A 20,898-nucleotide genomic window follows, 5' to 3' on the forward strand; every position below is an offset into this window, starting at 1 on the left:
ATAAAAACCCTAAGTGTAGAGCACCTTTAGTAGGTTAGTAGGTTATCCCAGGGGGGTTGACCTCGGAGCGATCCACTGCTTCGCCCTGCTCTCCCCAGCGCGCCAGCACCTTCTGGTAATCTCCCCGCTTAATTGCCCCGTCCAGTGCGGCTTGCAGAGCATAAACCAGCTGATTCCCTTTTTTGGTCGTGGTGGCAACCCAGGCTTTTTTCGGCCCTAAACCGACCACGCGGGTTTTGCCGGTCAGTGCAGCTTTATACGCCGACACCGACTGCGGCCCAAAAAAGACATCTGCCCTGCCGGACTGAATATAGAGATTGCCCGAGGCATCGTCGGTCAGATAGACCGGTAGCGCAGGTTCACGCCCTGCCTTTTTGTTCTCTTCGTTCCAGCCCAGCAGAATACGTTCCTGATTCGTGCCAGAGCCAACGATCACCTTTTTCCCTGCCAGATCTTCCGCACTTTTGATTGACTGAATCTCGCTCGTGGATTTCACCGAAAAGGCCAGTGAATCGACGCGATAGGTCGCAAAATCAAATTTCTCTTTCCGCTGCTCGGTTACTGCAATATTCACCAGCGCCACGTCATAGCGCCCGGAGGTGATCCCCAGCGGCCAGTCTTCCCACGCCGTGGGGACCAGCTTCAGTTTTAGCCCCAGACTGCCCGCCAGCAGACGAGCAATATCCGGATCGCTGCCAATCCGCGTTCGATTATCGCTGGCAAGCAGCGCCAGCGGCGGAGAGTTCAGCGCCGAAATGGCCACCGTCAGTGTTCCCGGTTCAACGAACGTATAATCCGCAGGTATCTTTGCCACCGCCTGGGGATCGACCGTTACCGGCAGAGGTCGCTCGTTTGCTGTTAAATCTAAGCTTGCGTGGCTGGCAGCCGAAAAGATCAGCCCCGCCAGAAGTCCATATTTCATCTGCGCTCCTTACAGCACTTTTGACAGAAACTGGCGCGTTCGCGGGTGCGATGGGCGGTTTAGAACCTCGTCACTGCTGCCCTGCTCCACAATTTTACCGTCGACCATAAACACCACCTGATCTGCCACTTCCCGGGCAAAACCAATCTCGTGGGTCACCACCACCAGCGTAGTGCCGGATCGGGCCAGTTTTTTGATCACGTCCAGTTCTTCACCCACCAGCTCCGGGTCGAGAGCCGAGGTGGGTTCATCAAACAGCATCACGCGAGGACGTAACGCCAGCGCACGAGCAATGGCAATGCGCTGCTGCTGACCGCCGGAGAGATGACGCGACCAGGCATCCGCTTTATCGCGTAAACCCACGACGTCAAGCAGGCTCCAGGCATGCTCTACCGCCTCTTTTTTGCTGAGTTTCTTATGCGCGACAGGCGCCTCAATTAAATTTTCCAGCACCGTGAGATGCGGAAAGAGATTGAAGTTCTGGAACACGTAGCCCACGTTGACACGCTGTTTGAGGATCTCTTTCTCCTTCAGCTCGTAGAGTTTGTCTCCCTGACGGCGATAGCCAATATAATCCCCATCGATCTGGATAAAACCCTCGTCGACTCGCTCCAGATGGTTAATGGTGCGTAAAAGGGTCGATTTACCCGAGCCGGACGGCCCGAGGATCACCGTGACCGATCCCGGAGGGATCTCAAGCGTGACGTTGTCGAGCGCTTTGTGGCGGCCAAAAAACTTACTGACGCCGGTAATGGAAATGTGTCCTTCAGGAGAGGCTTGCATGGATGGGCTCCTGTACTGGCGCGGTGGTAACAGACCGGGTACGGCTGGCCGCACGGTTCTGATTAACGGCAGAACGGCGTTCGCTGCGGGCAAGACCGCGCTCAACGACATGCTGTATAGCGGACAAAACGGTGGTAATCACCAGATACCAGGCAGCCCCCACCATCAGCAGAGGGATCACCTCCTGCGTACGGTTGTAGATCATCTGAATGGTATAAAACAGTTCCGGCATCGCCAGGACATAAACCATCGCCGTACCTTTGGCGAGACTGATGATTTCATTGAATCCCGACGGCAGAATGGTGCGCAGTGCCTGGGGCAAAATGATGCGCACCGTGCGTCGCCATGCAGGCAGACCAAGCGCAGCGGCAGCTTCATATTGCCCGTGGTCAACGCCGAGAAATCCGCCGCGAATAATCTCTGCGGTATAGGCGCTCTGAACGAGGGTTAACCCCACTACCGCAGTGGAAAACTGCCCCAGCACGTTGATGGTTTCAAAGCTGCCCCAGGTGATGCCGGTGAACGGCACGCCGAGCGAGAGTGTGTCGTAGAGATAGGAAAAGTTGTACAGGATGATCAGCACCACGATCAGCGGTAACGATCGAAACAGCCAGATGTAACCCCACGCCAGGCTGCTCAACAGCCAGGATGAAGAAAGTCTCGCCAGGGCCAGCATGCCGCCAATCACCACGCTCAGCGCGGTGCCGATCAACGTCAGCAGAAGCGTTTGCCCTACACCTTCAAGGATCACCGGGTCAAAGAACCAGCGGGCGAACACTGCCCACTCCCAGCGCGGGTTAAAGGCTACGGACTGAATCACGACCGCCAGCACAAACAGCGCTACCGCGGCACCAACGGCCCGCAGCGGATAACGCGCCGGGACCACCTTAATGGTTTCAACGTTGCTCATCGTCGTTCCTCATGCGGTTTTACTGAACGCTTCGCGTACCAGCGTTTTGGTGAAACGCAGCCGACCGTCAAACGGTGGCTGACTGTACTCTTCCGGATTGCGGTTGAGATCGAACTGCGGTTGGTACCCCTGGCTGAGATAGAGCCTGACCGCCTCCGGCTGACGAAAACCGGTGGTGAGGTAAATCTGGCTGTAACCGGCCAGCACCGCCCTGCGCTCCAGTTCCGCCACTACCCGGCCAGCAAGTCCCTGCTGACGCAGGGATTTATTTGTCCAGATACGTTTAATTTCAGCGGTACGCTCGTCAAAGGGTTTGTATGCGCCGGTGGCAATAATCTCGCCATCGCGCTCCAGCACGATGAACAGCCCCTGCGGCGCTAAGTACCACTCGGTAAGTTCCACTTCAGCGTCTTTAGAGAAGTAGTCACCGTAGCGGGCCGCATATTCTCCAAATAGCCCCTCGATAACAGGTTGAAGATCCGCATCTTCTGGTGACACATCCCGGAATTGTTCGCTCATAGCCCCTCCTTAGTCACCCAGACCCGCCGGGTTTACTTCAGATTGCGGGATACGCTCCACTCCTTCTCCCCAGCGGTTCAGCACTTTGTCGTAATCACCGTTTTTGATGACGCCGTTAAGTGCGGTTTGCACCGGCTCGACCAGGCCACTGCCTTTTTTCAGCGTCACCGCGATGTGCGCCGCCTTCGGCCAGCCACCGTCGACGCTGCCCACCAGTTTGGTTTTACCGGTTAACGCCGCTTTCCACGCGCCTATTACGTTCGGGCCAAAATAGGCATCCGCACGTCCTGACTGGAGTGCCAGCGTTTGCGCCGCATCGTCTTTGGTGTAGACAGGGGTAAAGGGTTTGAGCCCTTTCTTGAGGTTTTCGTCATTCCAGGCCAGCAGGATGGCTTCCTGATTGGTGCCTGAGCCGACGATAATTTTCAGCCCGGCAATATCCTCTGCTTTCTCTATCGACTTCAGCGGGCTGGTCGATTTCACGTAGAAGCCGAGGGAATCCTTACGGTAGGTGGCAAAATCAAACTTCTCTTTGCGCGCTTTAGTGACCGTGATATTGCTGATGGCCGCGTCATATTTACCGGAGGCCACGCCCAGCGGCCAGTCCTCCCAGGAGGTGGGCACCACGTTCAGCTCCAGGCCCAGGCTGTCGGCCACCAGACGGGCGACATCAACCTCGCTGCCCAGCAGCGTTTTGTTGTCATCTGAAAACACCGTCAGCGGCGGTTGATTCAGCCCTGCCACCGCGACGGTAAATTTCCCCGGCACGGCAAACCGATAATCCTTAGGCAGTTTTGCTACTGCATCACTGTTTTTGGTCGTGTTGATCGGCGTTTTATTGGCCTCAATGCTGACGCCAGTACCGTTAATGTTCACATTCTCTGCCCAGACGGCAGGGGTAAAGGCCAGCGCAAGCGCCAGAATAAGCGTTGTTTTCTGCATAGCGGTATTCTCTTTTATTGTTTTATGAACTGGTTTTGGGGTTCGTCTAAGCCCAGACTTTCGCGCAGCGTGGTGCCCGGGTATTCGGTACGGAACAGGCCACGGGCTTGTAAAACGGGCACCACCTGGTCAACAAAGCGCGGGAAGGTGTCCGGCGTCCCGCCCTGAATGATGAATCCGTCAGCCGCATAATCCTCAAACCAGGCTTGCAGACCGTCCGCCACCTGCTCCGGCGTACCGGAAAAACGCGGGCGCGGTGAAGCCGCCTCAAGCGCCACCTGACGCAGGGTTAAGTTGCGCTCCCGGGCATTACGTTTGATTTCATCGGTAGTACTACGGAAGCTGTTTTTACCTAAATCACCGATATCCGGGAACGGTTCGTCGAGTGGATACTGGCTGAAATCGTGGTGCTCGAAATAACGCCCGAGGTAGTTCAAAGCATCATTAATCGACACCAGCGCCGCCGTCGTTTGATATTGGTTTTCCACATCTTCGGCGTCTTTTCCGACAATCACGCTGACGCCCTGGAAAATATGCAGATCTGACGTGCGGCGTCCGTTAGTGTCCAGTTGCTGCTTCACGTCGCGGTAAAAAGCTTTTGCCTCGTCGAGCGTATCGTGATGGGTAAAAATGGCGTCGGCATGTTTCGCCGCCAGTCTTTTACCGTCATCCGACGCGCCCGCCTGAAAGACAATCGGACGCCCTTGTGGTGTACGGCCAATATTCAGCGGTCCGGCGACCTGGAAGAAGTCACCGTGGTGATCCAGCGCATGCAGTTTGGCCGGGTCAAAAAACTGACCGCTCTCTTTATTGCGTACAAAGGCGTCACCTTCCCAGGAGTCCCAGAGCCCTTTCACCACGTCGAGATACTCGTCTGCAATCCGGTAACGCAGGGCATGTTCCGGGTGCTTTTCGCGGGAAAAGTTCTTCGCAGAACCTTCCAGCGGCGAGGTCACCACGTTCCAGCCCGCACGCCCGTTGCTCAGGTGGTCAAGGCTGGCAAACTGGCGCGCCGTGGTAAAGGGCTCGCTGTAAGAGGTGGATAAAGTTCCCACCAGCCCCAGACGCGAGGTGATACTTGCCAGCGCGGACAATACCGTCAGCGGTTCAAAACGATTTAAAAAATGCGGGATCGATTTTTCGTTGATATAAAGGCCATCAGCAACGAATAAGAAATCGAGTTTCCCCTCTTCCGCTTTTAATGCCGTCGCTTTTACAAATTCAAAATTAATACTGGCATCAGCGGTGGCCGCCGGGTGGCGCCAGGCTGACATATTCCCGGATGCACCATGCAAAATGGTCCCCAGCCGCAATTGTCGGGTTGCAGACATATTTACCTCTTCTGAATTAAACGTGTTGCAGGGCTTTTTCCGCAAGCTGTGCAAAATAGCGGGCAGCCGGCTCAATTAGGGCTTCATCCGGATTAAATGCCGGGTGGTGTAAACCAAACGAACTATTGCTGCCAATGCTGACAAATGCCCCCGGGATCTGCTGCAAATAGACGGCAAAATCTTCCCCTCCCATATGCAGTTCGGCGTGCCGGGTCTCATACCCCGCTTCCCGGGCGACCGAGGTGGCAAAATCTGCCCAACGTTCATCATTCACCAGCGCGGTGGGTCCGGCGTACCAGGTAATATCAATCTGTGCGCTGAAGGCGCTGGCAAACCCGGCGGCGATTTCTTCCACGCGGGTTTTAACATTCTGCTGCACCTCCGTACGATGAGTGCGCAGTGTGCCTTCCAGCTCGACGCTTTCTGGCAACACGTTCCAGGTATTCCCACCCGCAATACGCGTAACGCTCAGTACCACCGAATCCAGCGTATTGACGTTACGGCTGGCGACGCTTTGCAGAGCGGTCACCAGTTGACTCGCCAGAACGATCGCATCGTTGCCTTCGTGTGGCCGGGCAGCATGCGCGCCTTTACCGGTTATGCGAATCACAAATCTGTCGACGTTGGCATAGAATGGCCCGCCACGGGTGGCGAACTCGCCGACCGACAGCGAAGGTTCGTTATGCATGCCGAAAATCGCGCTGACATCACGCAACGCACCGGCCCGCACCAGGCTTTTCGCACCACCGAAGTTCTCTTCGGCAGGCTGGAACAGGATTCGCACCCGGCCGTTGAGCGAGGCTTCCCGCTCTTTCAGTTTTAACGCGGCCCCAAGGATCACGCTGGTGTGAATATCATGCCCGCAGGCATGCATCACACCCGCACGCTGTGAGCTAAACGGCACCCCGCTGCGCTCTTCAATCGGCAAAGCGTCTATATCTGCCCGTAGCGCAATCAGCTTGTCACCGGTCCCGATTTCCGCCACCAGACCGGTTGGCAGCGCGTAAGGCAACGGCGTTATGCCTGCCTTTGTCAGCCACTGGTGCAGGCGTGCGGTGGTTTCTACTTCCTGACCTGACAATTCCGGGTTCTGATGCAGCTCGCGCCGCCAGGCAATCAGTTGTTCGCCAAAGCTCATACCGTGACCTCCTTGTTAAGCCGCGCCTGGGCCAGCAGACGCAGGGACTGCACGCGCGCAACGCCATCCGCAACCGGGGTATCAATAATGAATTCGTCAATGCCCCACTGTTCATGCAGGGCGTTCAGTTGTTCCAGGACTGATTCAGCCGTACCGGCCAGCAGAGCCTGGGCCCGACGGGCAATACGTACCGGTTCGCTGCCCGCCTGACGTGCAAAGGCATAAGCCTGTTCTTCGCTGGCGACGGTCACGCGCTGGCCGTTTGCCAGCTCAACGCCCCACACCTCGACCTTCTGCGCAAGCGCGTCCGCTTCAGCCTGCGTCGGCGCAACAATCGCCTGCACCGCCACCATCACGTCGCGGACGCTGTTTTCACGCCAGGTGGCGATCACCTCGCGCAGCAGGTCAGGATCGCCATTCAGGTGCGCAGCAAAAACAAAGTGCCAGTCGAGTTTTGCGGCCAGCAGCGCGCTTTCAGCACTTGCGCCCAGCAGAAAACCCTGTGCAGGTACGGGCGGTAGCGGCGTTGCGCGAACAACCTCTTCCGCAGCCTGGTTTTCTGGGCGGATCCAGTGGTCAAGATGAGCCAGTTGTTCGGCAAAGCTGCCCTTTTCCTGTTGATTCAGACCCTGCTGCAGCGCGCGGGTCGAGAGTGGCAGCCCGCCCGGGGCTTTTCCGACGCCGAGATCAACGCGACCCGGCGCCAGGGCGGCCAGAACGTTAAAATTCTCGGCAACTTTATACGGGCTATAGTGCTGGAGCATGACGCCGCCCGACCCCACTCGAATGCGCGTTGTTTGTCCCAGGATCCAGGCAATCAGCAGCTCCGGTGAGGGACTGGCCAGCTGCGGTGTGTTGTGATGTTCGGCAATCCAGAAGCGGTGATAACCCAGGTTCTCTGCCTGTTGCGCCAGCGTCAAAGTACGCGCCAGTGCATCGGCAGCGGTTTCGTTTTCAGCGATGGGGCTTTTATCCAGAATGCTGATTCGCCATGACATGTTGCGTTCTCGTTTGACTTAACATGGCGACATTATTAAAGGCGTATTTCACTACTGAGAAACAATTAATTTACATTTAGTTTGCCGGAAATCAGATATCCAAAACCATGCAAAGACTAAGACTTTTGAGGTGCAACCACTTTTCTGCCCGCATCCGAGCCAACAGGGTCGCGCAAATCATCACGTTTTCATTCTGTTAACGAAACGCTATTTCGACATCTTAATTTACCTCGCGGAGGTGATCTCCCGCTTTTAATTTGGCTTATGTCATTTATTTGCAGGGGATGACGAAACTGCGCTCGAAATTATTTTCATTTTTATTACATTGACTCAGTTTAATAGATAAAAAATAATTAGCACCAGGTATTTCGGACAAGCAGGATTTAATAGAGAATACACGGCAGACAGCTATAAAAATAATCACATCAATCTTGCCTGAGTGTTTACCAGGCGGTTTTTATTCTTTCACATCATCATGGAGTTACTCATGAGGCGTAACAGTCCCGTTACACAAAGCGAGTATTTTCTTAACGAAGGCTCGACGTTAATGTCGACCACCAATACGCAAAGTCATATTACCTATGCCAATTCCGCTTTTATTGAAGCTAGCGGATATAAAGAAGAACACCTTATGGGTGAACCGCATAATATTATTCGCCACCCCGACATGCCTGCCGAGGCGTTTGGTGACATGTGGTTTACCCTACAACAGGGGGAAACCTGGACAGGGCTAGTCAAGAACCGTCGTCAGAACGGCGATCACTATTGGGTACGCGCTAATGTGACGCCAGTCTGGCAGGATGGAAACTTAACAGGCTATATCTCCGTGCGGAATATTCCAGCACGCGAAGAGATCGCTGCCAGTGAAAAACTCTATGAGAAAGTACGCAATAACGAATTAACGCATCATCGTTTTTACAAGGGATTATTGGTTCGTCGCGGTTTATTTTCTTTCATGTCTCTTTTTAAACGACTCAGTACCAGCAAAAGAATCTATCTCGGTATTACAGTGACGGCCCTGCTTTCCTGTTTGCTGATTTTATTATTCCCGAATACGCTTACACAGTTCGGCGGTCTGGTTCTGCTATTTATAACCCTGGCATATTATCTTCATGCACAAATTGCCCGGCCGGTAAAATCCATTGTTCAACAGATGCAGTGCGTGGTTTCAGGGCGTAAAACCGAGTATTACCACTTTGACAGGATCGATGAAATCGGTCTGATGATGCGTCTGGTCAACCAATCCGGTTTAAACCTGAATTCTCTGGTTGACGATGTCGGGGCGCAGATTAACGGGATTGGCACTATCAGCCAGCAGGTCGCCAAAGAGGGCGCGGATCTGCAGGCGCGTTCTGAAGAGACCGCAGACTTTCTGCAGCAAACCGCAGCGGCGGTGGAAGAAATTGCCAGTGCCGTTAAGCAAACGGCGGAAACCGCAAAAGAAGCGATCCTGATGGCGGATCGCACCAGTGCCAGCGCCCACTGCGGTGAAGCGATGATGAAAGAGACTATCGGCATGATGCAATCCGTTTCGCAGGATAACAGTCAGATCGTCGATATCATCAGCGTTATCGATCGCATCGCCTTTCAGACCAATATACTGGCGCTAAATGCTGCCGTTGAAGCGGCACGCGCAGGTGAAGCCGGGCGCGGTTTTGCGGTGGTGGCGGCTGAAGTGCGAAACCTTGCGCAGCACTCCGCGACGGCGGCTAAAGAGATCAAAACGCTTATTGAGAAAAACGTCTCCAGTGTGAACGCGGGTGTGGAAAAGGTGGAACAAACCGAAACGCAGCTGACGGTCATGATCGACAATGTTCTGCAGATGTCCTCCCTGATTAAGGAGATCGGTCATGCCACTCAGGAACAGACTCAGGCGCTGACGCTTATCAACGCGTCCATCTCCCGTATTGGTGCAATGACGCATAACAATACGGGGATGGTGGATAATGTCACTCAGGCCGCTAATCACCTGACGCAGCGCACAACGCGCCTGCAGCAGGCAATTTCCGTTTTTGGCGGTTAGTCGTTCAGGCACTGCTCGTCAGTAACTTTTTCCAGCCACTTTACCGGGCTACCGTTTACGGATTCGGCGATGGCAATGTGCGTCATCGCCCTGGTTAAGCGGCTCAGCCTCTTTGCCCCACTCCTGTAACCAGCCACGACCCTGCGTCACGATCATCTTTATTACCCAAGCCGTCGCCAGCATACCCTCGCCTTTTCGTTGCTGATTGAAGCGTTGCGTTTGCAATGAGTTCATTTCACTGCGCAACCATTAAGCAATATTGATGAATAAATCATCAAGTCACTAATGGGTTCGTCTAAAAAATCACCACGATTCAGCATCTTGTGATCCACGTCTGCTCTGACCACACGATTTCCTTCGACCTGCATCACTTTCGGCACGGTTATATTTTGCGTCGCTTATGAATTGCAGGTAGGATGCCTCGCCATGTTTCGCCTTATCCATACGTAGAATCACTGGGAAGGCGACATGTGTTTGCGCAGAAGCAATCGTTTGTATTGCACTCTGCCAGGCAGGACTATCACGATAATGGTTCAGACAGGCAAACAGGTAACTCAATGAAAACAAGCAATAAAAGCGCAGCCGATCATCATGCTGCTAAACGTCGCTGGTTGAACTCCCACGAAGAGGGCTACCACAAAGCGATGGGCAACCGTCAGGTTCAAATGATCGCCATCGGCGGCGCTATCGGAACGGGTCTGTTTTTAGGTGCAGGCGCTCGCTTGCAGATGGCGGGCCCAGCTCTCGCCCTGGTCTATCTGGTGTGCGGGATCTTCTCTTTCTTTATTCTTCGTGCACTGGGCGAACTGGTATTGCATCGCCCTTCAAGCGGCAGTTTTGTCTCTTACGCCCGTGAATTCCTCGGTGAAAAAGCGGCCTATGTTGCAGGCTGGATGTACTTCGTCAACTGGGCGATGACCGGTATTGTCGATATCACCGCCGTGGCGCTGTATATGCACTACTGGGGCGCGTTTGGTGATGTGCCGCAGTGGGTCTTTGCGCTTGGCGCGTTGGCCATTGTCGGTACTATGAACATGATCGGCGTGAAGTGGTTTGCGGAGATGGAATTCTGGTTTGCACTGGTCAAAGTGCTGGCCATCGTCGTGTTCCTGATCGTGGGTACTGTCTTCCTCGGCAGCGGTAAACCACTGGATGGTAATGCCACTGGCTTCCATCTGATAACCGATAACGGCGGATTCTTCCCGCACGGTCTGATGCCAGCGCTGGTACTGGTTCAGGGTGTGGTATTTGCCTTTGCCTCTATCGAACTGGTGGGTACTGCTGCGGGTGAATGTAAAGATCCGCAGACGATGGTGCCAAAAGCCATTAACAGCGTGATCTGGCGTATCGGTCTGTTCTACGTTGGTTCCGTGGTACTGCTGGTTCTGTTACTGCCGTGGAACGCCTATCAGGCGGGTCAGAGCCCGTTTGTGACCTTCTTCTCTAAGCTGGGCGTGCCTTATGTTGGCAGCATCATGAACATCGTGGTACTGACCGCAGCGCTCTCCAGCCTGAACTCCGGGCTTTATTCTACCGGTCGTATCCTGCGCTCCATGTCCATGGGTGGTTCTGCGCCGAAGTTCATGTCGAAAATGAGCAAGCAGCACGTGCCGTATGCCGGTATTCTGGCGACGCTGGTAGTGTATGTATTCGGCGTATTCCTGAACTATCTGGTCCCGTCCCGGGTCTTCGAAATCGTTCTGAACGTTGCTGCGCTTGGTATTATCGCATCCTGGGCCTTTATCGTGGTCTGCCAGATGCGTCTGCGTAAAGCCATTAAAGAAGGTAAAGCCGCTGACGTGAGCTTTAAGCTGCCTGGCGCGCCGGTGACCTCCTGGCTCACCCTGCTCTTCCTGTTCAGCGTGCTGGTACTGATGGCGTTCGATTACCCGAACGGCACCTACACCATCGCCACTATACCGCTGCTGGCTGTACTGCTGATTGCTGGCTGGTTTGGCGTACGTAAACGCGTTCACGAAATTCACAGCACCGCGCCGGTTCATCCTGATGATGAAAAACACGACGCGCCGCTGGTTGAAGAAACGTCGCGTTAATCATTAAAAAGGGAAGGCAGATGCCTTCCCTTTTTTTACATCACAGCGTGATACGAATTACGTCGTCAGGTTGGGTTGCTTCCTGCTGACGAGTAGATTTCTGTTTTACCGTCACATACAGCGTTTTGCCATCCGCAGAGAGCGCCAGGCTGTTCGGGTAGACCGGCGTGTCGAAGGTTTTCGTCACTTTGTAAGATTTCGCGTCAATCACGCTCACCTTACCGGCTTCACGGTGCGTCACATACGCTTCATTGCGTGCCGGGTTAAACAGCACGGCCAGTGATTCTGGTGCTGAGATTTTCTCGATCACGCTGCCGTCTTTCAGGCTAACCACCAGCACTTCCGGCTGTTTTGAATCAGTCAGGAACGCGCGCTGGCCGGCAGTATCGAGGCTCAGATTCAGGTAGAAGTGCTCTTTCCCGTCGTCCTGCACTTTTTTACGACTCAGGATTTTGTTGGTGGCCGTATCAATCGTCACCAGCTCACCGTCGGCATTGGTGGTATAGAGGCGTTTCGCCTGCGCATCCAGCGCCAGGCCGGTGCTATAGGTGCCGGTATTAGCAATAGTCTCTTTCAGCTTCAGCGTTGCGCCATCCACCACCCAAATCACGCTCTCTTTACCCACACCAGTGATATAGACGGTGTTAGTGCTGTCATCAGCCACCAGCTGGCGCGGCTGCAGCGGTTTGACGGTTTCACTGCGCTGGCGATTATCGAGCACAAGACGCCCTTTCACGTCGCCCGTTTTGGCATCAATGGCCGTCACCGCACCGTTGATGGTGTTACCGAACCACAGCGTTTGGCTCGCCTTGTCAAAGGTAGCACCGAAAGGTTTGAGATCGCTATGAATCGCCTGCGTCACGTCCAGCGTGACCGGGTCAAGGCGATAGATAACCCCGCCCTTATCGGTTTTACGGCTTTGCGACGTCGCAACCCACAGCGCATTCTCCTGCTGGCTTACCGCCATTTCATACGCCCCTTTCCCCACCGCTTTACGCAGGATCTCTTCGGCGGCATGCACCTGGAAGGTGCTGGCAAACAGTAACGTAGCAGACAGCAGAGAAAGGCTCAGTCGCGGCGAGCACAGATGACGTAAAGACATAACAATTCCTTTTCTGAAAAGAGGGTTTTCTGCTGACATCACTTCCGGCAGGCAACGTCCTGGCATTGCCTTTTGATAATGAGAATAGTAATCATTAATCAACAAAATGTGGAGTTTTTCTTTCCCTCGCCCACATTCATTAACGCAACGTGCGGTTAAAGTTTTCAAAACATTTACAAAACCTTTAACATATAGGCACATGTTCCATTTGGTTCGTTTAGATACCACAACCGGTTTTACTCATGAAAATCATTTCCGCCCGTAAGGCATCTCTGATGCTGGTTCCTGTTATTGTTGCGCCTCTCACTGCGATGAGTGCGGATGAACAGACCATGATCGTCAGCGCTACACCGCAAACTGTATCGGAACTCGATACTCCAGCCGCGGTGAGCGTCGTGAATGGCGATGATATGCGTCAGGCCACGCCACGCATCAACCTGTCTGAATCACTGGGTAGCGTTCCAGGCCTGCAAATTCAAAACCGCCAGAACTATGCGCAGGATCTCCAGCTGTCAATGCGTGGATTTGGTGCCCGTTCAACATTTGGCGTACGCGGTATCCGCATGTATGTCGACGGTATTCCAGCCACCATGCCTGACGGACAAGGGCAAACCTCCAACATCGATCTTTCCAGTGTGGACACTGTTGAAGTGCTGCGCGGCCCCTTCTCTGCCCTGTACGGCAACGCCTCGGGGGGTGTGATTAACATCAACACCCAGACCGGGCAGCAGCCACCGACCATTGAGGCCAGCAGCTATTACGGCAGTTACGGTACCTGGCGCTATGGCATGAAAGCCACGGGCGCAATGGGTGACGGGACACACGCAGGCGATGTGGATTACACCGTTTCCACCACCCGCTTCACCACTAAAGGCTATCGTGACCACAGCGGTGCGCGGAAGAATCTCGCCAATGCCAAACTGGGTGTGCGTATAGATGATGTCAGTAAACTCACGCTAATCGTTAATAGCGTGGACATGAAGGCTAACGATCCGGGTGGACTCGATTACCAGGAGTGGCGGAATGACCCGCGCCAGTCTCCGCGCGGCGATCAGTACAACACCCGTAAGACCATCAAACAGACCCAGGCCGGTCTGCGCTATGACCGCCAGCTCAGCGCCCAGGACGACCTTAGCGTGATGATGTATGCCGGTGAGCGTGAAATGACGCAGTACCAGTCGATACCTTATCAACCGCAGCTTAAGCCATCTCACTCTGGTGGTGTGATTGATATGCAGCGCCATTACCAGGGCGTTGATACCCGCTGGACGCACCGTGGCGAGCTGCTGGTGCCGGTGACCCTTACCACCGGCCTGAACTATGAAAACCTGAGCGAAGATCGTCGCGGGTATGAAAACTTCGTGATGAATAACGGCGTGCCGGAATACGGTGTGAAGGGTGATAAGCGCCGTAACGAGCGTAACCTGATGTGGAACGTCGACCCTTATCTGCAAAGCAGCTGGCAGCTGACACAGAAGCTCTCTGTGGATGCGGGTGTGCGTTACAGTTCGGTCTGGTTCGACTCCAACGATCATTACATTACGCCGGGCAACGGGGATGACAGCGGTGACGCAAGCTATCACAAGTGGCTCCCGGCGGGCTCCGTGAAATATGCCATGACGGACGCGTGGAATCTCTATGCTGCTGCCGGGCGAGGATTCGAAACGCCAACAATCAACGAACTCTCATATCGTTCAGATAACCAGGGCGGTCTGAATATTGGCCTGAAACCTTCCACCAACAATACGTATGAAGTGGGGAGCAAAACCCGTATCGGCAATGGTCTGCTGACGGCTGCGCTGTTCCGCACAGATACGGATGATGAGATCGTGGTCGATTCCAGTTCCGGCGGCCGTACCAGCTATAAAAATGCCGGTAAAACCCGTCGTCAGGGGGTGGAGGTTTCCCTGGACCAGCAGTTTGCTGAAAACTGGAAGCTGAAAATGGCGTGGACCTATCTGGACGCCACCTACCGTACCAACGTATGCAGCGACGCAGACTGTAATGGAAACCGCATGCCAGGTATCGCCCGTAACATGGGTTATGCCTCGTTTGGCTGGCAGCCGGAGGAAGGCTGGTACGCGGGTTCAGATGTCCGCTACATGAGCGATATCATGGCCGACGACGAAAACACGGCGAAAGCACCGTCGTACACCGTGGTTGGGCTGAATACCGGGTATAAGCTCAACTATGGTAACTGGGGAATGGACGTCTTTGGCCGCGTAGATAACCTGTTCGACAAAGAGTACGTTGGCTCGGTTATTGTCAACGAATCCAATGGTCGTTATTACGAGTCTGCACCCGGGCGTAACTATGGCGTAGGTATGTCGATCTCTTATCGCTTCGAGTAAGCAAAAAGAAAAGTTTATTTTATTAATGAAATAACCCTCCTGATGGCAATAAGCCATCAGGAGTTATTCACCGAATAAATAATTAGCTACGGTATATAGTCGCTGTGTTAAATAATCTCTTAGTTAAAATATTGTCGCTGTAAAAGAGAATTTGCTTCATCAATCAACTTATCAATCGCCTTCTGGCAGTCGCCCACATCCCGTCGCTCAAGGGCCGCAAGTAGCTCATCATAGTGATACGTCGACATCGTGATGTCGTTGAGTTCCTGGTGCAAATAGTTAATGCACGGCCCGATGCGGACCCATAACTGTTCAATTAAGGCATTGAGCGTAGGCATTTCCGCATACTGATAAAGCGTAAACCGGAAGACACGATTCGCATGCAAGGCCTGCTGAACGTTACCATTACGCATGGCGTCATGAAAGGCGTCCGACAATTTGTGCAGCACCTCCAGCTTGCCGTCAGACATATTCTGACATGCTGCGGCAACCGCCATCGGCTCAAGTTGTTTTCGGATGGCATTAATCTCGTTATAACGCTCCAGCGTCACCTCAGGCACAAGAAATGCCTGTGCTGGCGTGGCATGTAATGCCCCTGATGACACCAGACGCAAAAGCGCCTCACGAACCGGGGTAATACTGGTGCCTAATTTATCGGCGATCTCTTTCGTAATCAGTCGTGCCCCAGGTTTGAGTGAGCCTGTAATTAACGCTCCTTTCAAACTGAGTTCAACTTGCATGGTAAGACTGATCCTTTGCGCTTTTTCTAAATGATCCAAATCAAGCATGTTCAATTCCTGTAGCTAAAGCTCAATGCTATTTTTAAACGTCAGTTTAATAAAACGACGCCGGTCCGATATATCCTGTATCGTCATGCCTGGTGGTGGGAAGTACGTAAAAACATCAAAACGTGCAAAATTTGTATTTTTCGTTTTCGGGCTCATCCGGGATGATGGCGCGAAAAGCCATGTCAGTTAATTAAAGACAATATATCGTATCTTCACAAATAAATATGGCGGGAAACCCCGCCATATTGTGGTTTATTTATTGTCGCCCGCGACGCGAATCACGACTTTGCCGAAGTTTCGCCCTTCCAGAAGGCCAATCAGCGCCTCAGGCGCGTTCTCCAGGCCGTCAGTCACCTGTTCACGATAGTGAATTTTGCCCTCCTGCACCCAGCGCCCCATCTCTTGCTGGAACTCTTTAATGCGATGCCCATAGTCCTGGCCGATGATAAAGCCCTGCATACGAATGCGTTTCTTCAGAATGGTCGCCATCAGGAGCGGCAAACGGTCCGGGCCGTCAGGCAGACCCGTCGCATTATAGCCACTGACCAGACCACACACCGGGACGCGCGCGGAGGTATTCAGCAGCGGCAGAACGGCGTCAAAGACTTTCCCGCCGACGTTTTCATAATAGACATCAATTCCTTTCGGACAGGCGTGTTTCAACTGGTCGGCAAAATCCGCAGCGTGGTGATCCAGACAGAGGTCAAACCCGAGGACCTCAACCGCATGGCGGCATTTTTCTGCGCCACCGGTCACGCCGACCACCCGGCAACCTTTGATTTTGCCAATCTGCCCAACGGTCGCGCCAACCGGGCCTGTTGCGGCAGCAACCACCAGCGTTTCCCCCGCTTTAGGTTGCCCGATATCCAGCAACCCCATATAGGCGGTAAAGCCCGGCATACCCAGAATACCCAGCGCCCAGGAAGGATGAGACGGATTTTCACCCAGCTTGACCAGGCCGCTGCCGTCCGAGAGTTCATACTCCTGCCAGCCGCTGTAGCCCAGCACCCATTCACCAGCTTTGAAGTCTGGATGGTTTGACCGCTCAACGCGACTGACCGTCCCTCCCACCATCACCGCACCGATCTCAACCGGCGGTGAATAGGATGGCGCATCGCTCATGCGGCCACGCATGTAAGGGTCCAGCGACAGCCAGACCGTACGGAGCAAAAGCTGCCCCTCAACTGGCGCTGGAACAGGTTGCTCCTCCAGACGAAAATTCTCCGCGACCGGCGCACCCTGTGGGCGGGAGGCCAGTACCCAGCGGCGATTAAGGGAAACAGATTGATTCATCAGGAACTCCTTCTGGTTCAAATGTCATTACAGCCTGGCTCACGATCGGCGTTATCGCTTTAACATTACGAGCCAGATTGGTTAAGGCGTACGACCAGATAGATGCAGGTTTCATTCGTCTCGTTGATGAACCGACAGTCATTAGGCGGCCCCAGCTCCAGACAGTCCCCGGCCCGCATCTCGTGGCGCGTATCGCCCTCCTGGAACACCAGCTCACCCATTTGTAACCAGATAAGCTGACGTGCCAGCGCATAAGAAGAGGCAGGCATAGGCACATCGCTCCCCGCCGGGAGTTCAACCTGAACAAGGTCAATGGGAAGATCTGTGCGGGGAGAAACGTGGCGGCGAAGGTAATGCGTTTGTGGATCGCGCCAGACGGGCTGGTTGGCGAGGCGCAGTAGTTTTCCCTCTTGCATCTCGGCTCTGGCAATCAGCGTCGACATGCTGATGCCAAAAGCCCCCGACAAGCGGGCAAGCAACGTTGCCGTAGGGCTACTGTCCCCACGTTCTATCTTGTGGATCATCGCACGCGAAACGCCTGCCCGGTCAGCAAGCTCGCTCAAAGACCATCCGCGAGACTCGCGTTCAAGGCGAATTCTTGCGCTAATCCGTTGATTCATGGTGTCTGTTATGGTGTTCATGACGTCATACTATAGTGTATGAACGGCATTTCAATGGGCTTTTGATAACAAAAAAATATGGCTTATGTCATAGCTATCTGGCGATACAGTTGTGTAATATCGTAGTTAAATCGTAATACTATAGTGAACAACACACAGAGGTTTCATCATGATCGTTCGTCATGCCTGCAAAGAAGACTGCGCTGCGATAGGAGAAATATACAACCACGCGGTGTTGCACACTGCTGCAATCTGGAACGATAAGACCGTCGACACCGATAATCGTATCGCCTGGTTTGAGGCACGCACCCTCGCAGGTTACCCGGTACTGGTCAGTGAAGAAGACGGTGTTATCACGGGCTATGCCTCTTTTGGTGACTGGCGTGCCTTCGACGGTTTTCGTCATACGGTAGAACATTCGGTCTATGTTCATCCGGATCATCAGGGCAAAGGGATTGGTCGCACATTGATGAAAGCGCTGATTAACGAAGCCCGTGCCATCGGCAAACACGTGATGGTCGCAGGCATCGAAGCGCAGAATCATGCCTCGATTCATCTCCATGAAACGCTCGGTTTTGTGACGACGGGTCAAATGCCGCAGGTGGGTACCAAGTTTGGCCGCTGGCTGGACTTAACCTTTATGCAGCTGCAGCTGGATGAGCGCAGCGACCCGGACGCCATCCCATGAATCAGTCAATGACGCTGGCTTTTTTGGTGGCGGCGGGAATCGGTCTGGTGGTGCAAAATACCTTAATGGTGCGCATCACCCAGTCCTCCTCCACTATTCTTATCGCGATGCTGCTGAATTCACTGGTCGGCATTGTGCTGTTTGTCAGCATTCTGCTGCTGAAACAGGGCTTCGCCGGATTTAGCGAGCTGGCCGCAACGGTGCGCTGGTGGACGCTGATCCCAGGGCTGCTGGGTTCGTTTTTCGTGTTTGCAAGTATCAGCGGATACCAGAACGTAGGCGCGGCGACGACCATCGCTGTGCTGGTGGCAAGCCAGTTGATCGGCGGACTGGTGATGGACGTGCTGAGAAGCAACGGCATACCGCTGCGCGCCCTGATCGGCCCGGTGTGCGGCGCGGTGATGTTGGTCGTGGGGGCCTGGCTGGTCGCGCGACGCCAGTTTTGATCGCTACAGAATGGTGCCGCCTTTCGTTAGCTGTTCCTGTCGCGCTTCCAGCTCCTCTTTATGCTGCTTACCGTGGTGTGAAATCGCGGTGCGCAGACGTTGCTGCTGGGTGTAGCGATCTTCACGGCTGAGCTCTGCATCATCGCTTAATTCAATCAGCAGTTCATTCATGTGGGTAATTACGCTCTCTTCGATGGCGGCATCGACGCGGGCGATAACATCGTTTAAATGTGACATTGTCACTCCTTGTGAATTGCCGGGTGGCGGCTACGCCTTACCCGGCAATAATACGCTTAGTTCAGCTTCGCTTTTGAGAAATCGCTGCCCATCAGGCTCACGCTGTAACCCGTGACGTTGCTGCGGGTAGCGTAGAACGTTTTCCCGTTCGCCAGTGCGATCCACGGCGCCTGCTGGTAGAAAATCTCCTGCGCCTGACCGTAGAGTTTAGCGCGCTCAGCCGGGTTGCTGGTCAGCTTCGCTTTTTGCACCAGGGAATCATACCCCTTATCGCACCAGCGTGCTGCGTTTGAACCCGTTTTAATGCTGTTGCACCCCAGCAGTACGTCAGCAAAGTTGTCCGGGTCACCGTTATCGGACATCCAGCCGAACAGCGCAGAGTCGTGCTCACCTTTACGCATGCCGGAGAGGTATTCGCCCCACTCGTAAGAGACAATTTTGGCCTTCACACCGACTTTCGCCCAGTCGCTCTGGATCATCTCCGCAATACGGCGCGAATTAGGGTTGTACGGACGCTGCACCGGCATTGACCACAGCGTCACTTCCGCGCCCTTCTCCAGCCCGGCCTGCTTCAGCAGGGCTTTCGCTTTTTCGGGGTCGTAGCTGTAGTCCTTCAGGTCTTTATTAAAGCCCATCATGTTTGGCGGAATTGGTGATTTTGCCACCGTACCCGAGCCCATAAAGACCGCATTGACGATGGCTTTCTTGTCGGTTGCGTAGTTTAGCGCCTGACGTACCAGAACATTATCAAACGGTTTTTTCTCGGTGTTAAACGCCAGATAGCCGACGTTCAACGCATCGACAGAGTGCAGCGTCAGGTCTTTGTTGTTTTTAATCACATCAAACTGCACCGGGGATGGAGCAGGAATGATCTGGCATTCGTTGGTCTGCAATTTCGCCAGACGCGTTTCCACATTTGGCGTGATGGAGAAGATCAGGTGTTTTGTCGGTACCTCGCCCTCCCAGTAGTTCGGGTTAGCGACATAGCGGATCAGTGAATCCACTTTGTACTGCTGCAGCACATAAGGTCCGGTACCGATCGGCCAGGTATCCACGTTCTCCGGCGTGCCTTTTTTCAGCATCGCGTCGGCGTATTCAGCGGAGAGAATCGAGGCAAAATCCATTCCCCAGTCGGCAAGGAATGCAGCGTTGGGTTCACTGAGGGTGAACTGAACATGGTAATCATCGACCTTTTTAACGTCCTGAATCAGTTTATCGAGGCCGACGTCATTAAAGTATTCGTAGTTGCCCTGCGAGACGTTGTGATATGGATGCTTAGGGTCTTTCTGACGCATGACGGAGAAAATGACGTCATCGGCGTTAAAGTCACGGGTCGGTTTGAAGTATTTATTGCTGTTGAACTTCACCCCTTTACGCAGGGTAAACGTATAGGTCTTACCGTCCGGTGAGATTGTCCAGGACTCCGCCAGCGACGGAACCGGCGTATTTTTCACCGGGTCGAAATTGATCAGACGGTTATACAACACCTGAGAGCTGGCCACGAAAGATGGGCCGGAGCTGGCGATTTGCGGGTTGAAAGACTCGGGTGAGGCTTCAGAGCAGTAAATAATGGTGTCATTATTTGCCGCCAATGCGGCACCGGCTGGTAAAAGCGTGCTCAGCGCAAGGGCGAGCAGTGTTTTCCCTGTAGACATGGTTATAACCCTGGATGTTTTATTATATAGGACAGTAATAACAGCACAGGCTTAATGACCTGGCAAATAACGAAACACTATCAGGTTATTCTAAAGTC

General features: G+C 53.8%; 17 protein-coding genes and 2 pseudogenes. 5 read left to right on the plus strand and 14 right to left on the minus strand.

All coding sequences use genetic code 11. The annotated features are described in order from the left end of the window. Positions 1-34: 34 nt before the first annotated feature. The 7 genes and pseudogenes from ACJ9Y9_RS12250 to ACJ9Y9_RS12280 form a co-directional block, all read right to left on the minus strand. Positions 35-922, minus strand: coding sequence for an ABC transporter substrate-binding protein (locus tag ACJ9Y9_RS12250; protein ID WP_028018883.1), 888 nt, complete (start codon positions 920-922; stop codon positions 35-37). Between the two features lie 9 nt (positions 923-931). Next, on the minus strand, positions 932-1,705 hold the full coding sequence (locus ACJ9Y9_RS12255; protein ID WP_407226109.1) for an amino acid ABC transporter ATP-binding protein: 774 nt from the start codon (positions 1,703-1,705) through the stop codon (positions 932-934). Next, positions 1,689-2,615 (minus strand): amino acid ABC transporter permease, encoded by a 927-nt coding sequence (locus ACJ9Y9_RS12260; RefSeq protein WP_028018881.1) that lies wholly within the window; start codon positions 2,613-2,615, stop codon positions 1,689-1,691. Before ACJ9Y9_RS12260 ends, ACJ9Y9_RS12255 begins: the two co-directional genes overlap by 17 nt. Positions 2,616-2,624: 9 nt before the next feature. After that, on the minus strand, positions 2,625-3,134 hold the full coding sequence (locus tag ACJ9Y9_RS12265; protein WP_028018880.1) for a GNAT family N-acetyltransferase: 510 nt from the start codon (positions 3,132-3,134) through the stop codon (positions 2,625-2,627). A 9-nt stretch (positions 3,135-3,143) separates the two neighbouring features. Next, positions 3,144-5,407, minus strand: a pseudogene (locus tag ACJ9Y9_RS12270) (NtaA/DmoA family FMN-dependent monooxygenase). Positions 5,408-5,423: 16 nt separating this feature from the next. Beyond that, positions 5,424-6,545 carry an amidohydrolase gene (locus tag ACJ9Y9_RS12275; RefSeq protein ID WP_028018877.1) on the minus strand — a complete coding sequence of 374 codons (1,122 nt, stop codon included), beginning with the start codon at positions 6,543-6,545 and terminating at the stop codon, positions 5,424-5,426. Then, a complete protein-coding gene (locus tag ACJ9Y9_RS12280; protein WP_028018876.1) occupies positions 6,542-7,543 on the minus strand; it encodes an LLM class flavin-dependent oxidoreductase in 1,002 nt (333 codons plus the stop codon). The genes ACJ9Y9_RS12275 and ACJ9Y9_RS12280 overlap by 4 nt, the downstream gene beginning before the upstream one ends. Positions 7,544-8,030: 487 nt before the next feature. On the opposite strand from ACJ9Y9_RS12280, the gene ACJ9Y9_RS12285 reads away from it, so the two are divergent. Next, on the plus strand, positions 8,031-9,566 hold the full coding sequence (locus ACJ9Y9_RS12285; protein ID WP_028018875.1) for a PAS domain-containing methyl-accepting chemotaxis protein: 1,536 nt from the start codon (positions 8,031-8,033) through the stop codon (positions 9,564-9,566). Here the strand turns inward: ACJ9Y9_RS12285 and ACJ9Y9_RS12290 are convergent. Next, a pseudogene (locus tag ACJ9Y9_RS12290) lies at positions 9,563-9,722 on the minus strand (cupin domain-containing protein); the annotation flags it as partial. The gene ACJ9Y9_RS12285 and the pseudogene ACJ9Y9_RS12290 sit on opposite strands and share 4 nt — an antisense overlap. A gap of 401 nt (positions 9,723-10,123) precedes the next feature. Between ACJ9Y9_RS12290 and ansP the strand changes: the two are divergent. Beyond that, on the plus strand, positions 10,124-11,620 hold the full coding sequence (gene ansP / locus ACJ9Y9_RS12295; RefSeq protein ID WP_028018874.1) for an L-asparagine permease: 1,497 nt from the start codon (positions 10,124-10,126) through the stop codon (positions 11,618-11,620). 40 nt (positions 11,621-11,660) lie between these two features. Here ansP and ACJ9Y9_RS12300 read toward each other — a convergent pair whose 3' ends face one another. Continuing rightward, positions 11,661-12,722, minus strand: a complete 1,062-nt coding sequence (locus tag ACJ9Y9_RS12300; RefSeq protein WP_028018873.1) for a YncE family protein — start codon at positions 12,720-12,722, stop codon at positions 11,661-11,663. A gap of 242 nt (positions 12,723-12,964) precedes the next feature. Here ACJ9Y9_RS12300 and pqqU point away from each other — a divergent pair, with 242 nt between their 5' ends. After that, the gene (pqqU, locus tag ACJ9Y9_RS12305) at positions 12,965-15,073 is read left to right on the plus strand and encodes a TonB-dependent receptor PqqU (protein WP_028018872.1); all 2,109 of its coding nucleotides are present in this window, start codon (positions 12,965-12,967) and stop codon (positions 15,071-15,073) included. 119 nt (positions 15,074-15,192) lie between these two features. Here the strand turns inward: pqqU and ACJ9Y9_RS12310 are convergent, their stop codons facing one another. The 3 genes from ACJ9Y9_RS12310 to ACJ9Y9_RS12320 all read right to left on the minus strand — a co-directional run bounded on the left by ACJ9Y9_RS12310 (position 15,193) and on the right by ACJ9Y9_RS12320 (position 17,795). Continuing rightward, entirely contained in the window at positions 15,193-15,861 is a 669-nt protein-coding gene (locus ACJ9Y9_RS12310; protein WP_028018871.1) for a GntR family transcriptional regulator, read from the minus strand. Positions 15,862-16,113: 252 nt separating this feature from the next. Beyond that, positions 16,114-17,154 carry an NADP-dependent oxidoreductase gene (locus ACJ9Y9_RS12315; protein WP_028018870.1) on the minus strand — a complete coding sequence of 347 codons (1,041 nt, stop codon included), beginning with the start codon at positions 17,152-17,154 and terminating at the stop codon, positions 16,114-16,116. Positions 17,155-17,219: 65 nt separating this feature from the next. Next, positions 17,220-17,795 (minus strand): helix-turn-helix domain-containing protein, encoded by a 576-nt coding sequence (locus ACJ9Y9_RS12320; protein ID WP_028018869.1) that lies wholly within the window; start codon positions 17,793-17,795, stop codon positions 17,220-17,222. Between the two features lie 148 nt (positions 17,796-17,943). On the opposite strand from ACJ9Y9_RS12320, the gene ACJ9Y9_RS12325 reads away from it, so the two are divergent. Together ACJ9Y9_RS12325 and ACJ9Y9_RS12330 are read left to right on the plus strand one after the other, a co-directional pair. Further along, complete coding sequence (locus tag ACJ9Y9_RS12325) at positions 17,944-18,462, plus strand: GNAT family N-acetyltransferase (protein WP_028018868.1); 519 nt, start codon at positions 17,944-17,946, stop codon at positions 18,460-18,462. Continuing rightward, a complete protein-coding gene (locus tag ACJ9Y9_RS12330; protein ID WP_028018867.1) occupies positions 18,459-18,908 on the plus strand; it encodes a DMT family transporter in 450 nt (149 codons plus the stop codon). The genes ACJ9Y9_RS12325 and ACJ9Y9_RS12330 overlap by 4 nt, the downstream gene beginning before the upstream one ends. Positions 18,909-18,911: 3 nt before the next feature. Here ACJ9Y9_RS12330 and ACJ9Y9_RS12335 read toward each other — a convergent pair whose 3' ends face one another. Further along, entirely contained in the window at positions 18,912-19,145 is a 234-nt protein-coding gene (locus ACJ9Y9_RS12335) for a YdcY family protein (RefSeq protein ID WP_028018866.1), read from the minus strand. Positions 19,146-19,201: 56 nt separating this feature from the next. Continuing rightward, positions 19,202-20,800 carry an ABC transporter substrate-binding protein gene (locus ACJ9Y9_RS12340; protein ID WP_028018865.1) on the minus strand — a complete coding sequence of 533 codons (1,599 nt, stop codon included), beginning with the start codon at positions 20,798-20,800 and terminating at the stop codon, positions 19,202-19,204. Positions 20,801-20,898 lie beyond the last annotated feature (98 nt).

The sequence above is a fragment of the Enterobacter sp. CPE_E1241 genome (assembly GCF_045618265.1).
GTDB lineage: Bacteria > Pseudomonadota > Gammaproteobacteria > Enterobacterales > Enterobacteriaceae > Enterobacter > Enterobacter adelaidei.

What these genes read in the sequence shown, in the direction of transcription:
- ACJ9Y9_RS12325 (WP_028018868.1), top strand. Translation starts at nt 17,944, where the DNA reads ATGATCGTTCGTCATGCCTGCAAAGAAGACTGCGCTGCGATAGGAGAA.
- ACJ9Y9_RS12320 (WP_028018869.1), bottom strand. Translation starts at nt 17,795, where the DNA reads ATGAACACCATAACAGACACCATGAATCAACGGATTAGCGCAAGAATT.
- ACJ9Y9_RS12335 (WP_028018866.1), bottom strand. Translation starts at nt 19,145, where the DNA reads ATGTCACATTTAAACGATGTTATCGCCCGCGTCGATGCCGCCATCGAA.
- ACJ9Y9_RS12250 (WP_028018883.1), bottom strand. Translation starts at nt 922, where the DNA reads ATGAAATATGGACTTCTGGCGGGGCTGATCTTTTCGGCTGCCAGCCAC.
- ACJ9Y9_RS12340 (WP_028018865.1), bottom strand. Translation starts at nt 20,800, where the DNA reads ATGTCTACAGGGAAAACACTGCTCGCCCTTGCGCTGAGCACGCTTTTA.
- ACJ9Y9_RS12260 (WP_028018881.1), bottom strand. Translation starts at nt 2,615, where the DNA reads ATGAGCAACGTTGAAACCATTAAGGTGGTCCCGGCGCGTTATCCGCTG.
- ACJ9Y9_RS12280 (WP_028018876.1), bottom strand. Translation starts at nt 7,543, where the DNA reads ATGTCATGGCGAATCAGCATTCTGGATAAAAGCCCCATCGCTGAAAAC.
- ACJ9Y9_RS12285 (WP_028018875.1), top strand. Translation starts at nt 8,031, where the DNA reads ATGAGGCGTAACAGTCCCGTTACACAAAGCGAGTATTTTCTTAACGAA.
- ACJ9Y9_RS12275 (WP_028018877.1), bottom strand. Translation starts at nt 6,545, where the DNA reads ATGAGCTTTGGCGAACAACTGATTGCCTGGCGGCGCGAGCTGCATCAG.
- ACJ9Y9_RS12310 (WP_028018871.1), bottom strand. Translation starts at nt 15,861, where the DNA reads ATGCTTGATTTGGATCATTTAGAAAAAGCGCAAAGGATCAGTCTTACC.
- ansP (WP_028018874.1), top strand. Translation starts at nt 10,124, where the DNA reads ATGAAAACAAGCAATAAAAGCGCAGCCGATCATCATGCTGCTAAACGT.
- pqqU (WP_028018872.1), top strand. Translation starts at nt 12,965, where the DNA reads ATGAAAATCATTTCCGCCCGTAAGGCATCTCTGATGCTGGTTCCTGTT.
- ACJ9Y9_RS12330 (WP_028018867.1), top strand. Translation starts at nt 18,459, where the DNA reads ATGAATCAGTCAATGACGCTGGCTTTTTTGGTGGCGGCGGGAATCGGT.
- ACJ9Y9_RS12265 (WP_028018880.1), bottom strand. Translation starts at nt 3,134, where the DNA reads ATGAGCGAACAATTCCGGGATGTGTCACCAGAAGATGCGGATCTTCAA.
- ACJ9Y9_RS12300 (WP_028018873.1), bottom strand. Translation starts at nt 12,722, where the DNA reads ATGTCTTTACGTCATCTGTGCTCGCCGCGACTGAGCCTTTCTCTGCTG.
- ACJ9Y9_RS12315 (WP_028018870.1), bottom strand. Translation starts at nt 17,154, where the DNA reads ATGAATCAATCTGTTTCCCTTAATCGCCGCTGGGTACTGGCCTCCCGC.
- ACJ9Y9_RS12255 (WP_407226109.1), bottom strand. Translation starts at nt 1,705, where the DNA reads ATGCAAGCCTCTCCTGAAGGACACATTTCCATTACCGGCGTCAGTAAG.